At 40.3% G+C, this 14259-nt stretch carries 12 protein-coding genes; 2 read left to right on the forward strand and 10 right to left on the reverse strand.

The features are described 5' to 3' along the window. Window positions 1-2: 2 nt before the first annotated feature. Both QSH13_RS06960 and QSH13_RS06965 read left to right on the forward strand, forming a co-directional pair. Entirely contained in the window at window positions 3-1217 is a 1215-nt protein-coding gene (locus QSH13_RS06960; protein ID WP_109395789.1) for an alpha-xenorhabdolysin family binary toxin subunit A, read from the forward strand. 15 nt (window positions 1218-1232) lie between these two features. Then, on the forward strand, window positions 1233-2261 hold the full coding sequence (locus tag QSH13_RS06965) for an alpha-xenorhabdolysin family binary toxin subunit B (protein ID WP_286038974.1): 1029 nt from the start codon (window positions 1233-1235) through the stop codon (window positions 2259-2261). A gap of 74 nt (window positions 2262-2335) precedes the next feature. On the opposite strand, the gene nuoN is transcribed toward QSH13_RS06965, so the two are convergent. The 10 genes from nuoN to nuoE are packed head-to-tail and all read right to left on the reverse strand — an operon-like array spanning window position 2336 to window position 14258. Continuing rightward, window positions 2336-3805, reverse strand: coding sequence for an NADH-quinone oxidoreductase subunit NuoN (nuoN, locus tag QSH13_RS06970; protein ID WP_185901001.1), 1470 nt, complete (start codon window positions 3803-3805; stop codon window positions 2336-2338). Between the two features lie 6 nt (window positions 3806-3811). Next, on the reverse strand, window positions 3812-5341 hold the full coding sequence (gene nuoM, locus QSH13_RS06975; protein WP_109406714.1) for an NADH-quinone oxidoreductase subunit M: 1530 nt from the start codon (window positions 5339-5341) through the stop codon (window positions 3812-3814). A gap of 19 nt (window positions 5342-5360) precedes the next feature. Next, window positions 5361-7196, reverse strand: coding sequence for an NADH-quinone oxidoreductase subunit L (gene nuoL, locus QSH13_RS06980; protein WP_109395785.1), 1836 nt, complete (start codon window positions 7194-7196; stop codon window positions 5361-5363). Then, window positions 7193-7495 (reverse strand): NADH-quinone oxidoreductase subunit NuoK, encoded by a 303-nt coding sequence (gene nuoK / locus QSH13_RS06985; RefSeq protein ID WP_023581731.1) that lies wholly within the window; start codon window positions 7493-7495, stop codon window positions 7193-7195. The genes nuoL and nuoK overlap by 4 nt, the downstream gene beginning before the upstream one ends. Beyond that, window positions 7492-8019: an NADH-quinone oxidoreductase subunit J gene (nuoJ, locus tag QSH13_RS06990; RefSeq protein ID WP_286038975.1), complete on the reverse strand. Its 528-nt coding sequence runs from the start codon at window positions 8017-8019 to the stop codon at window positions 7492-7494. Before nuoJ ends, nuoK begins: the two co-directional genes overlap by 4 nt. A gap of 12 nt (window positions 8020-8031) precedes the next feature. Next, a complete protein-coding gene (gene nuoI, locus QSH13_RS06995; RefSeq protein ID WP_036935576.1) occupies window positions 8032-8574 on the reverse strand; it encodes an NADH-quinone oxidoreductase subunit NuoI in 543 nt (180 codons plus the stop codon). Between the two features lie 14 nt (window positions 8575-8588). Continuing rightward, entirely contained in the window at window positions 8589-9566 is a 978-nt protein-coding gene (gene nuoH / locus QSH13_RS07000; protein WP_075670642.1) for an NADH-quinone oxidoreductase subunit NuoH, read from the reverse strand. After that, complete coding sequence (nuoG, locus tag QSH13_RS07005) at window positions 9566-12298, reverse strand: NADH-quinone oxidoreductase subunit NuoG (protein ID WP_109395783.1); 2733 nt, start codon at window positions 12296-12298, stop codon at window positions 9566-9568. Before nuoG ends, nuoH begins: the two co-directional genes overlap by 1 nt. Before the next feature lie 53 nt (window positions 12299-12351). Then, window positions 12352-13716: an NADH-quinone oxidoreductase subunit NuoF gene (nuoF, locus tag QSH13_RS07010; protein WP_023581728.1), complete on the reverse strand. Its 1365-nt coding sequence runs from the start codon at window positions 13714-13716 to the stop codon at window positions 12352-12354. Then, on the reverse strand, window positions 13713-14258 hold the full coding sequence (gene nuoE / locus QSH13_RS07015) for an NADH-quinone oxidoreductase subunit NuoE (RefSeq protein WP_006533305.1): 546 nt from the start codon (window positions 14256-14258) through the stop codon (window positions 13713-13715). Before nuoE ends, nuoF begins: the two co-directional genes overlap by 4 nt. Between the last annotated feature and the right edge of the window lies 1 nt (window position 14259).

Below are 14259 nucleotides of genomic sequence, written 5' to 3' on the forward strand. Positions count from 1 at the left end.
ATATGGATACAACCACCTTTGAGCACGTCGATAAAATAATTGAGACGTCCGATATTCCTAAGGTTGCTTTGGGATTAATATTAGGTATAGATATTGAAGATGGACGACTACCGGGTATTGTTACTTCTCATGATTTAATAAAAATAAAGTCTTATATTAATAAAGCACTTTCTCTTCCTTACAAAATAGATGATATCATCAAATTTATTCATTACAATGAAATAAATGAACCACAACTCTCGCCTGATAATATCCTCTCTCTTTTTATTAAAATACGAGAGCACGCTTTTGATTGGAATAAAATAGAATATAGTATCAAGCAACAAGCAATTGATTTAGAAATAATGGGCAGAGAAATTACTTCTACAGGTGAAAATATCATTGCATTTATTAATCAAATGCCTTTATTAACAAAAATATCTTCTGTTATTGAAGATCTCTCCGAACAAGAGTTAAAAAGAATCCAATATAAATCTCAAGATAAAGAAGTTGCAACACAACTTATTCATATTTTAGAAAGCATGAAAGAAGATATTGAGAATGAACGTAATAAAACGATTAAAATAAAAGATAGCTTATCGACATTTAGAAGTAAAATAATAGGTGGAAAAGATAGTCAAAATGTCACTCACTCTTCTATCTATCATGAAATATTGAATAAAAAACGATTTATTAATGAATTTTATACAGACAATAGCAATTCTCTTATAGAAGAGCGGGATTTATTAATTGAGGAAATTACACGATTAAAAGATGAATATAAACACTATGTTAGTCTTGCTTTTACAGGACTCGCCATAGGTATTATTGGTGTTATTATTACGGGAGGAATATTTGGTGCAAAAGCTGAAGCTATTCGTAAAAAGAAAAATGAACTTGTTGAAAAAGTAAAGAAAATCAACGTGAAAATTGATATCTACACGGGTTTATCTTTGCATTTAAATACACTTTATATTGAATTATCAGAAATTGAGCAGTTTATTGAAGATACAAATATGGCCTTAGAGCATATTGAATATGTATGGCAGGCTATATTAACAGAAATAGAAGCATCAATAACTAACTTTAATAAAATTAACAATGCATTAGAGTTGATAAAATTTAGTATTTATCTTGAGAAAATCATCACACCTTGGTACATGGTCATTGGTTACTCAAAGGAGATCCTGCTCTCTTTTGATAGTGCACTTTCTACATTTTACTCATCAAATAACTAACAAAAGGATATTGTTATGAACAACCCTGAAAATCCTATTAAATTAGATCATCTCTTTGAACATAGTAAATTATTTCATGCATACAGAAATATTCTTTATTTAAGCAGTAGTAAATGCTATATGGATAGTGCACTAGAAGAAGAAACAACACAGCTTTTAGAAAGAAACAATAAAAACATTGAAAATATTATTTATTTTTCTCTCAATCTAAAAAATAAACTAAGGCAAATTTTATTCAATGATATCTTAGAAACGATTAATGAAATTGATAAAGAAATACAGGTAGAAACAATTAACAATGAATTAAAGAATAAATTAAAAGAAGAAAAAAATGAAATATTAAAAATACTTTTTGATGAAATAGATGAAACAATAAATGCTATTAATCAACATAATCAATACCTTTCATTTGAAATTAAAGAATTAAAAAATAAATTTATCACAAATAAAATAACACCTTTTATTCATGATAAAGAAAACAGCATGAAAAAAATCACAAATGAAATTGTTACTTTAGAACATCAATCAGGGGAAACAAAAAAAGAACTTGATATTATACGTGACAGTGAAGACATTTTACATAGAAAAAACTTTTTCGACCTTTTTAAAAACTCTATACCTCAACAATCAGAAATCAATAACCTCAACATTGAAACACAAGAAAAAAACATTTTATCTTCCCTAGTAAAAATATTAAATAATTTATTCTCTACATTAAATCATGGTTTTTCTTATACTAAAATAGTTGAAACTCGACACCAGCTTACTACACTTTATTTAGCACAAATAAAAAAAGTTCATCAGTTAAAAAAAGAACAACAAAATACACTATTAAACTTAAAATACCATTACAAACTCGTAGATATTGATTATTTTCTTCATATATTTATTAAGCAATTAGAGTTTTTATCTGAATATTGGAGAGAATTTATTTTGCAGATGTTTACACTAAAAAATAATAATTTATTAAATAAAGATATTATTATCCCTATGTTTTCATTCTTAGATGATTTTTCTTTATATTATGAAGATGTTGAAAAATAAAAAACCATTAATAATAACGAAAAAAACGGCTCTATAAAAGAGCCGCTCTTAATTTGAATATCTAACTATTACGATTAATTTGCTACAGGCGCAATAATCGCAAAATTCGTTAGTTCAATTAATGGTTGTGGCCATACACCTAAGGCAATCACAACGATAACACAGATTAATGCAACAAATGTTGCCATATTTTGTGATGTTGTTGAAATAGCAGGGGTGTTGTCATTGTCTGGTTTGCGTAAGAAGACAATCGCCGCAGCACGTAGATAATAGAATAAACCAATCGCACTGCCTAACACAACCATACCTGTTAACCACCATAAGCTTGAGCTAATACCCGCAATGATGACATACAGTTTACCAATGAAGCCTAATGTAATTGGAACACCTGCCAGCGATAACATCATCAGTGACATCACCACAGCAACGACAGGACGACGCCAGAATAATCCACGGTAATCTTCCAGTGAATCCATTTCGTTTTCACGATAAGGACTTGAAGCTACTGCAATAGCACCAAATGCCCCTAAACTTGCAAACAAGTAACCAGCTAAATAAATTTCTGCTGTTTCTTGTGCTAATACAGGGCTGTATTGCAACACGATTAATGCCACTAACAGATAACCAAGGTGTGATACCGAAGAGTAACCCAATAAGCGCTTCACGCTCTTTTGCGTTAACGCCATAATGTTACCAAACAAGATAGAGGCAATTGCCATGAAACCTAAGATCATTCGTAAGGTTTCACTATCTGCCGCTGGCGCTTCAAGGAATAAACGCATAACAACAGCAAAAATACCAATTTTGCTTGCTGTCGCTAAGAACGCGCCAGTAGGTGCTGGTGCGCCTTGATAAACATCTGGTGTCCACAGTTGGAATGGGAATAAAGATAATTTAAATCCAATTCCCACTAACATCATACCTAAACCTGCGAGTACTAATGGTTTATGGATATTGCTATCACTTAAACTTTGCCCCATTGCGGTAAAGGAGAGATCCCCAGCTTCTGCATAGAGAAGAGCCATACCAAACAGTAAGAAAGAAGATGCTGCTGCCGAAAGCAGCATATATTTGATACCCGCTTCCAAAGAGGGACGTTGTTGGAATGCATAACCGATAAGACCAAATAGCGGTAATGTCAGCAATTCAATACCAATAAACATCGATGCGAAGTGGTGAGCTGAAGAGAGTAAAATCCCTCCAATCACTGCAATCGCTATCAGCAAGTAAAACTCTTCTTTGTTATCTTGATAGCCTTCTAACCAAGGATAAGCAAATGCGATAGTTCCAATACCAGAAAGGATAACTAATGCAGTAAAGAAACTAGAATATCCATCAACATGATAAAGCGTGGTAACGTCTACTACGCCTAATGCATTAACGTAATAGAGCGATCCCAGCGCAAGGATGAAACCTGTTGCTGTCAAAGTGGCAATAATAAAATGATCGCGTCGCCACGCAATGGACAGCATCACAACCACCACCGTCAATCCGACGATCAATAGCGGTAGCATTGCGATCAATTGTTCAGGAGTTATTGTCATGGCGAATTACGGCCTTACTGTTGAAATAGAAGCGGAATACCAAGTCTGGAGATTTTCCATCGCTGCTGCAGAGGTGTCTAACACTGGTTGTGGGAAGAAACCCAAGATAACCAGTAAAATAACCAATGTGATCAGGATAAAGAACTCTCTCAGATCTAACCCTTTGTAGGTTCTTTCAGCTGTTTTCGGTGAACCATAGTAAGCTTGTTGCATCATCCACAATGCGTAGACAGAAGCAAAAACTAAACCAAAGACCGAAATAATCGTAATCAGCTTAAAGTTGCCATAAGTACCAAACAGGATCATAAACTCACCAACGAAGTTACCTGTTCCTGGCATACCTAACGAGGCAACCGCAAAAAACAGTGAAAACGCAGGTAAGAAACGGATGCTTTTCCACAATCCACCCATTTGGTTCATATCACGCGTACCTAAACGCTCATACAGCATGCCACACATGATAAACAGACCTGCTGCTGACAAACCATTGGTGATCATTTGAATAATCGCACCTTGATAAGCCAATATAGAGCCAGCATAAATCGCAATTACGATAAAGCCCATGTGAGAAATACTACTGTAAGCCGCAAGACGTTTGATATCTGTCTGACGGAATGCCAGTAATGCTGCATAAAATACAGTAATTAAACCTAACCACATCGCCACTGGTGCCAGTAAAGCAGAGGCTTCAGGGAAGAGCGGTAAGTTAAAACGTAATAGGCCGTAAGCCGCTGTTTTTAGCAAAATACCTGATAAATCAACAGAACCAGCTGTTGGTGCTTCTGCATGAGCATCCGCTAACCAGCCATGTACAGGAACAATTGGCATTTTCACTGCAAATGCAGCGAAGAAACCTAACATCAGGATAAATTGCAGTTCAGCGCTTAAAACAGTATGTGCTTGTAATAAGGTATCGTAGTTAAACGTCCAAATACCTGTTTCACGGTAGAAAGCTACCGCAAGACCAATAATAGCCAGCAACATTAACAGGCCACTAGCCTGTGTATAGATAAAGAATTTTGTTGCTGCACTAACGTGTTTTTTATCACTACTTCCTTTGTGTCCCCATAAAGAAATCAGGAAATACATTGGGATCAACATCATTTCCCAGAAGAAGAAAAATAAAAACAGGTCTGTCGCTAAAAATACCCCCATCACACCTGCTAAGATCCAGAGCAGGTTAAAATGGAAAGCGCCTTGTGATGGCTGATTTTCATTCCACGATGAAAGTACCGCTAAGATACCTAAAATCGCAGTTAATACAGTCATCAGCAATGACATACCATCAAGTGCAAATTGGATATTAATCCCTAAAGCAGGGATCCACGGCACAAAGTAATACTCTGTCCAGCGTGGTGCTCCATCAGCACTAAGTAGTTGATAATCGCCCTGCAACCAAAGTTGCACAGAAATAACGAGTGTTAATCCCATCGTCAGCAACGCAACCCAGCGAGGAACTTGCGAGCCGATTCGTTCAGCCTGCCAACTTAGCAGGCCACCGATGAAGGGAATAAGTATTAGCCAGGGTAATAACATGGCGCAATGTGTCCCTTAATTAAACCAGAAGCAGCAGAGCGATAACCAGCACTGCACCTAAACCGAGAGAAGCCGCATACCAACGAGCTAATCCATTCTCACTGAAACTTAATCCTTTATTGGTACCTTTAAGCAGGCAACCGAATAGATTAAAGAATTGGTTAACAGGATCATTTTGGATAAGCCACGCTGCCCCTTTATAAGGTTTGACAAACAGCACTTCATACAAGGCATCAAATCCCCAAGCATGGAACCACCATGTTGAGAAAAAACGACCTGTACAAGTATTAGCAACCTTAGAAACACATTGACGCTGTTTCAGGTATAACCATGCTGCAATGGCAACACCTACTATCGCTACCACACCAGAAAGAATTTCTAATACATATTTACCATCGTGCGATGCATTTCCTTCAGGGAAAACAGCACCTAACGGTTGAGTAATTAATGCACCGATAAATGTTGATAACAGTGCCAATACTGCTAATGGGAAAGTATGAGTAAACCCTTTAACTTGGTGTGCTTCGGTTTTGGTTTCACCATGGAATACGATGAAAATCAAACGGAAGGTATAAAGTGACGTAAATAATGCGCCAACTAAACCTGCAAGCATTAAGTTAAAATGCCCGTTTGAATACGCACCCCATAAGATTTCATCTTTACTGAAGAACCCTGCTGTTAACAGTGGTAATGCCGCTAATGCGCCACCACCAATTAGGAAACAGGCATAAACAAATGGGATCTTCTTACGTAACCCGCCCATCTTAAAGATATTTTGTTCGTGGTGGCAGGCAATAATCACAGAGCCTGCGGATAAGAACAGTAATGCTTTAAAGAAAGCGTGGGTCATTAAGTGGAAAATTGCCGCATCCCATGCTTGAGCGCCTAAAGCCAAGAACATATAACCAATTTGGCTCATGGTTGAATAAGCAAGAATACGTTTGATATCTGTTTGTACTAAAGCTGCAAAACCTGCTAGCACTAATGTCATAGCACCGATAATACCGACTAATTCAAGTACTTCTGGTGCCATTAAGAATAGCGCATTGCTACGTGCAACTAAGTATACACCCGCCGTGACCATGGTTGCGGCGTGAATTAATGCAGATACAGGTGTTGGACCTGCCATTGCATCGGCTAACCAAGTTTGTAATGGAAGCTGTGCTGATTTACCTACCGCACCGCCTAATACCATTAACATTGCCCAGTTAATGACACTTGAACCTACTGCTAATTGTTCAGGAGCAAGCACTGCCATTTCACGGAAGCTCAATGTACCCAATTGGTCAAACAGGATAAACATACCGATAGCTAAGAACACATCACCGATACGCGTTACAATAAACGCTTTCATCGCAGCTGCGCCATTAGCAGGGTTGCTATAATAGAAACCAATTAACAGATAACTACATAGACCAACCCCTTCCCACCCCATATACATCAACATCATATTATCGGCCAGTACTAAAACAACCATACTTGCGATAAATAAGTTGGTATAAGCAAAGAAGCGAGAATACCCTTCTTCGCCACGCATATACCAAGATGCGTACATATGAATAAGGAAGCCAACACCGGTAATCACACCCAGCATGGTTAATGAAAGACCATCAAGAACCAGCGTAAATGGAATATTAAAATTCCCAGCTGACATCCAGTTCCATAAAGTCAGAACTTGAGTTTCTTGCCCATTGGCAAAGAAATCCATACCAACCCAAAGTGCCACTAAAGCTGATAGCCCGACCGAACCAGTACCAATCCATGCTGATACATTTTCAGACCAACGACCACGCGAGAAAGCGAGCAATAAAAATCCCAGCAGTGGTAGCAGAATGGTTAAATAGAGTATATTCATCCGCGCATCTCACTGACTGTATCGATATTGATATTTTGGCGATGTCTATGAAGCTGTAACAACAATGCCAGACCAATACTTGCCTCTGCCGCTGCCAAGCTGATTGCCAGAATATACATTATCTGACCATCTGTTTGACCCCAAAAGCTACCACCGACAACAAATGCCAGTGCAGCCGCATTAATCATAATTTCTAGTCCGATCAACATAAACAACAGGTTGCGGCGAAGTACTAAGCAGGTAAAACCTAACACAAACAGTACCGCAGCCAAGATCAAACCATGTTGAAGAGGTATCATTTTTGCTCCCCTGCGTTTTCGACGAGATCGTCATGGCTCTGATCACGACCAATGTGATAAGCAACTATTAATCCAGACAATAAGAGAACAGATGCTAACTCAACAGCCAAAATATAAGGTCCAAACAAGCTAATACCGACCTCTTTCGCGCCAATCACTTCTCCAGCTATTTCGCCGTGAGTCACACTACTAATGGCATACACCAACACCACAAGCAAAATAAGAGATAAAAGTGCTGGCCCAATCCAAAACTTCGGTTGTAGCCACTTTTTCTCTTGATCGACGACAGATTTACCTAAATTGAGCATCATCACCACGAAAACGAATAACACCATAATGGCGCCAGCGTAAACAATGATTTCTAATGCCCCAGCAAAATAGGCTCCTAACGAGAAGAAAACCACAGAGAGTGCAATCAATGAAATCACCAAGTACAGCAGTGCGTGTACCGGATTGGTATGAGTGATAACTCTCAATGTTGCAAGGATGGCAATCAGCCCCGCGATGTAAAATGCAAATTCCATGAATATCGCTCCTTACGGTAACAGGCTTTTGACATCAATAGGTTTAGCTTCATCATCCGCCTCGCCTTTGTCTTTGCCGTTAATCGCCATACCTGTTTTACGGTAAAAGTTATATTCAGGATATTTGCCGGGTCCAGAAATCAACAGATCGTCTTTTTCATAAACCAGATCCTGACGCTTAAACTCACCCATTTCGAAATCAGGCGTTAATTGCAGTGCCGTTGTTGGACAAGCTTCTTCACATAAACCGCAGAAGATACAACGAGAAAAGTTGATACGGAAAAACTCCGGATACCAACGACCATCTTCATGTTCTGCTTTCTGTAATGAAATACAGCCTACTGGACAGACTGCTGCACACAAGTTACAAGCAACACAGCGCTCTTCACCATCGGGATCACGCGTCAACACAATACGTCCACGATAGCGTGGTGCTACATTGACAGGTTCTTCCGGGTACATCTGTGTTTCACGTTTGGCGAAGGCATGTAAACCAATCATCCAAATGCTTCGTACCTGGGTGCCGAAACCAGTCAATAACTCTTTTAAAGTCATGGTTCAATCACCCCTTATTGAGCGTTGTAAAGTATCACTGCAGCAGTTACCAGCAGATTAATAAGTGTTAACGGTAAGCAAATTTTCCAACCGAAAGACATCACTTGGTCATACCGCGGACGCGGTAACGAAGCACGAATAAGGATAAACATCATCATGAAGAATCCTGTTTTCAGTGCAAACCAAACGAATGACGGTAAGAAAGGACCTTGCCAACCACCAAAGAATAACGTCACGATAAGACCCGATACCGCAACGATCCCGATATATTCACCAACAAAGAATAAACCGAATTTCATACCAGAATATTCAATGTGATAACCATCAGCTAGCTCTTGCTCTGCTTCTGGTTGGTCAAATGGGTGACGGTGACAAACAGCAACCCCAGCAATGGCAAACGTAATAAAACCAAAGAATTGTGGGATAATATTCCACATATTTGCTTGTGAGTTTACGATGTCAGTCAGGTTAAAAGAGCCCGCTTGTGCAACAACACCTAAGATTGAAAGTCCTAAGAACACTTCATAACTTACGGTTTGTGCTGATGCACGCATTGCACCTAACAATGAATATTTGTTATTACTTGACCAACCTGCAAATAACACGGCATACACCGCAATACCGGCAACCATCAAGAAGAACAAAATACCAATGTTTAAGTCAGCAACAACCCATGTCGAGCTAACCGGTACAATCGCAAATGACAATAGTAAAGATGAAAACGCAATCACTGGCGCAATGGTAAAGATAAAGCGGTCAGCAAATTTCGGGATCCAGTCCTCTTTAAAGAACATTTTGATCATATCCGCAATTAGCTGTGCTGAACCAGCATAACCTACACGGTTAGGCCCATAACGGTTTTGAAATAACCCCAGTAAACGGCGTTCCCCCATACTCATAAAAGCACCACAAGTAACCACGACAAGCAAGATCACGACGGCTTTTAAAACAGTGAGTAAAATCTCTGTAACTTCAGGAGATAACCAGCTCATTATGCAATACCCCGCAGTTGACGAACCGATACACCCACCAGCGATGGAGAAATACCAGCCATACCTAACGGCAAGCCAATTTGACCTTGAGTCAGGTGAGCACTGATTTTCACAGGTAAGGTGAATTCACGGCCTTCGTAAATAAACATAGCTTGTTGACCTTGAGTTAACGCTAATGCTTGGGCATCAGATTCACTCAATGTTAAATAAGCAGTTTCCATACGAGATTGGATAACTTCAGCGCGTTGTGATAACTCTTCACTACCAAATAAACGGTAGCAAGGTGCGACAGTCCATTGATTTTTCTGAGCATTAAATGGCGCAGGAATATCAGTGAAGTAGCCAAGTGTATTATCACCACATTCAATTAAACGCACACCTGGATCGCCAAAGCGTAAGCTCCCCCCCACTTCTGCTTGGAATTTATTCCATGCTTGAGGTGAGTTCCAACCCGGTGCCCATGCAAATGGAATTTGCTGACGAGGGGCGGTTGGGCTGTTATTACCTTCCATTGAGAATGCAAATGGGGTGTCGATATCTTTTGGTTGACGCTGTTCATGAACAGACACATTCGCCAACATAGAAGTACGACCACTATAACGATGTGGTTCACGAGCTAGTTTCTGTCCACGAATACGGAATGATGCATTCGGTGCAGCATCAACAATGCCAGCAAACTGAGGAAGACTGGTTGCACAATGCGCAATAACATTGTCTAACTGTGTCCAATCCAGTGTTCTTTCATGCCATTGTGAATCAACAGCGCTCAACCAACGCCAGCTTTCATGCATCACCACGTCTTTGTTATAGAAAGAAGGCTCAAAAACTTGGAAGTAACGTTGTGCTCTGCCCTCTTGACTCACCATTGTTCCATCGCTTTCAGCGAATGAAGATGCAGGTAGAACAAGATGTGCTTTCGCCATAATGTCTGTTTGCTGGTGATCGATAACAATCACGTTATCGACTTTAGCAATCGCTTCATCAATAACGTCAGCATCGTAATGGCGATATAAATCATTTTCCATGACAACAACTGTGTTAACTTGACCACTGCGCATCATTTTTAATGCATCATCAAGTGGCTGTGCATTCATCATGGCAAGACCCATGCTGTTTGCATCATCAGCAACGAAAGAAAGTCCGACTTCATTACCATTTGCTTTTAATGCAAAAGCAATGTTAGCTGCTGCTTTAATAACCTCTTCACTACCGGCGTGACTACCACTGATAATTAATGGTTTCTTCGCTTGAGAAAGTGCTTGAACAATCATTTCAATATGTTTATTCAGCGCTTCATCAATACCATCAACAGCAGGTGCTTCACCATTAATGTTATTTGCAATCGCAAAGCCTAAACGCGCTTGATCAACAACCGGTGCGCGATAACTCCATGCGGCAACATCATCAAGGCGAGTCTCATCAACATGAGTGACAAATAGTGGATATTTTGCACGTTGTCCGATATTCATAATCGCAGCAATTTGCCAGTCAGCCACTTTTTGAGCTGCTGCCATTTCTCGTGCTTTACCTTTTACTGCTTGACGTACAGACAATGCCATACGAGCACCTGTTTGTGTTAAATCTTCACCTAACACTAAAACAGCATCGTAATCTTCAATTTCACGTAGAGATGGAGTATGAACACCACCTTTTTGTAAAATATCTAACATTAAAGTCAGTCGTTTTTGCTCTGATGCAGAGATACCGCTATAGAAGTTTTCAGTGCCAACAACTTCACGTAATGCAAAGTTGCTTTCAATGCTTGCACGAGGCGAACCAATACCCACAATACGCTGACTTTTCTTCAGCATATCCGCAGCAGCTTGAGTCGCTTGAACTGCACTAATTTCTAACCAGTTACTGCCTAAACGTTTTTTAGGCTGACGAGGTCTGCTTGCTAAATTCACATAGCCATAGCCAAAACGACCACGGTCACAAAGGAAATAGCGGTTTACCGTCCCGTTATAACGGTTTTCAATACGACGTAATTCACCATAACGTTCACCTGGGCTTGTGTTACAACCCATGCTACAGCCTTGACAAATACTTGGTGCAAACTGCATATCCCACTTACGGTTATAACGCGATGAGTGAGTTTTATCAGTAAATACACCTGTTGGACAAATTTCAACCAAGTTACCCGAGAATTCGCTCTCTAATGTGCCATCTTCAACGCGCCCAAAGAATACGTTGTTATGTGCACCAAAGACGCCAAGATCAGTACCATCGGCATAGTCTTTGTAGTAACGAACACAGCGGTAACAAGCAATACAACGGTTCATTTCATGAGAAATAAACGGTCCCAGATCTTGGTTTCTATGTGTACGCTTCGTAAAGCGATAGCGACGCATAGTATGACCTGTCATTACCGTCATATCTTGAAGGTGACAGTTACCACCTTCTTCACAAACTGGACAGTCATGAGGATGGTTTGTCATATACCATTCAACAACGCTTTCACGAAATTTCTTCGCTTCTTCGTCGTCAATAGAGATAAACGTGCCATCAGTCGCTGGTGTCATACAAGACATCACTAAACGACCGCGGGTATCCTCAGCATTTTGATACTGCTTCACCGCACACTGGCGGCAAGCGCCAACGCTTCCCAGCGCTGGGTGCCAGCAAAAATAAGGAATATCTAAGCCTAAATTAAGACAGGCTTCTAACAGGTTATCAGCCCCGTTAACTTCATATTCTTTGCCGTCTACATGAATCGTAGCCATAGTCAGCATGCTTCCCAAAGGCCTGCACAGCAGGCGTTAAACCTAAAATGTGTCGTGAAAAATTACCAGCGGCTTTTCAGCAAGTTAGGCTGAATACCTCGGATCAAGTTGGCATTGGTATAATCTTCTTGAATAATGCCAGCCTCAAATTCTTCACGGAAATATTTAATGGCGCTTTGTAAAGGTTCTACTGCACCCGGTGCGTGAGCACAGAATGTGTGTCCTGGACTTAAAGAACGACATAAATGCTCAAGAGTTTCGATATCACCAGGGCGACCTTTACCGTTTTCTATCGCACGTAAGATTTCAACACTCCATGGCAAACCATCACGACAAGGTGTACACCAGCCACAAGATTCACGCGCAAAGAACTCTTCTAAGTTACGGGTTAATGAAACCATATTAATTTCATTATCTACCGCCATCGCAAGTGCTGTACCTAAACGACTACCAGCTTTTGCTATCGTGCCAAAATCCATTGGAAGATCGAGGTGATCTTCTGTTAAGAAGTCAGTACCTGCACCACCCGGTTGCCATGCTTTCAGCTTAAGACCATCACGCATACCACCCGCGTAATCTTCAAGGATCTCACGCGCTGTTGTACCAAATGGTAATTCCCATAAGCCCGGATATTTCACGCGACCTGAGAACCCCATTAACTTAGTACCCGCATCTGGGCTTTTGCCTTCACTTAAGCCGATATACCAATCTTTGCCGTGTTCAATAATTGCAGGTACGTTACACAGTGTTTCTACGTTATTGACGCACGTTGGTTTGCCCCATGCACCTGATGTTGCAGGGAATGGAGGTTTAGAACGCGGGTTGGCACGACGACCTTCTAATGAGTTGATTAATGCGGTCTCTTCACCACAGATGTAACGACCTGCACCTGTGTGAACAAACAGTTCAAAATCAATTCCTGAACCAAAGATATTTTTACCAAGAAAGCCTGCTGCTTTTGCTTCCTCAATGGCATGGCGTAAATTCTTAGCCGCTTCGATATATTCTCCGCGAAGGAAAATATAACCACGGTAAGCTTTGAGTGCGTGAGCACCGATGATCATCCCTTCAATTAACAGATGTGGAAGTTCTTCCATTAAGAGACGGTCTTTATAAGTACCCGGCTCCATTTCATCCGCGTTACAAAGGATGTAACGGATATTCATGCTTTCATCTTTTGGCATCAGGCTCCATTTCAAGCCTGTTGAGAATCCAGCACCACCACGACCTTTTAGACCAGCATCTTTAACTTCAGTGGTCACCTCAGTCGGGGACATACCTTTTAATGCTTTTTCTGCCGCTTTATAACCGTTTGTAGCACGGTATTCATCCAGCCATACAGGCTGACGATCATCACGTAAGCGCCACGTTAGCGGATGCGTTTCCGCGCTACGAATAATCGGTTTTGCTCCTGAAATTGCTGTCATGGATACTGCTCCAGTAACGTTTCAATCTCTTCAGGTTTAACAAAGCTGTGAGTATCGTCATCTACCATCATGGTAGGACCTTTATCACAATTACCTAAACAGCAGGTTGGCAGTAATGTAAAGCGACCATCTGGTGTAGTTTGACCAGGAATGATATTAAGATGCTTTTCAATTGCTGCCTGAATGCCTTGATAACCTGTAATATGACAAACCACGCTGTCACAAAAACGAATGATGTGACGGCCAACGGGTTGACGGAAAATTTGGCTATAGAACGTAGCAACGCCTTCAACATCGCTTGCAGGGATCCCAAGAACATCCGCAATCGCATAAATCGCGCCGTCTTCAACCCAACCGCGGTTCTTTTGCACAATTTTCAGTGCTTCAATAGAAGCTGCACGAGGATCTTCGTAATGATGTTTTTCTTGTTCAATTTCAGCACGTTCTTCTTCAGTTAAAACAAACGTTGCTTTCTTTGAATGTGTTACATCAACGATTTCGATCTGCACGGCATCATCTTTTTGGTTTAATTCATTTTGCATG

Source organism: Proteus faecis, from assembly GCF_030286765.1.
GTDB classification, from domain to species: Bacteria; Pseudomonadota; Gammaproteobacteria; order Enterobacterales; family Enterobacteriaceae; genus Proteus; species Proteus faecis.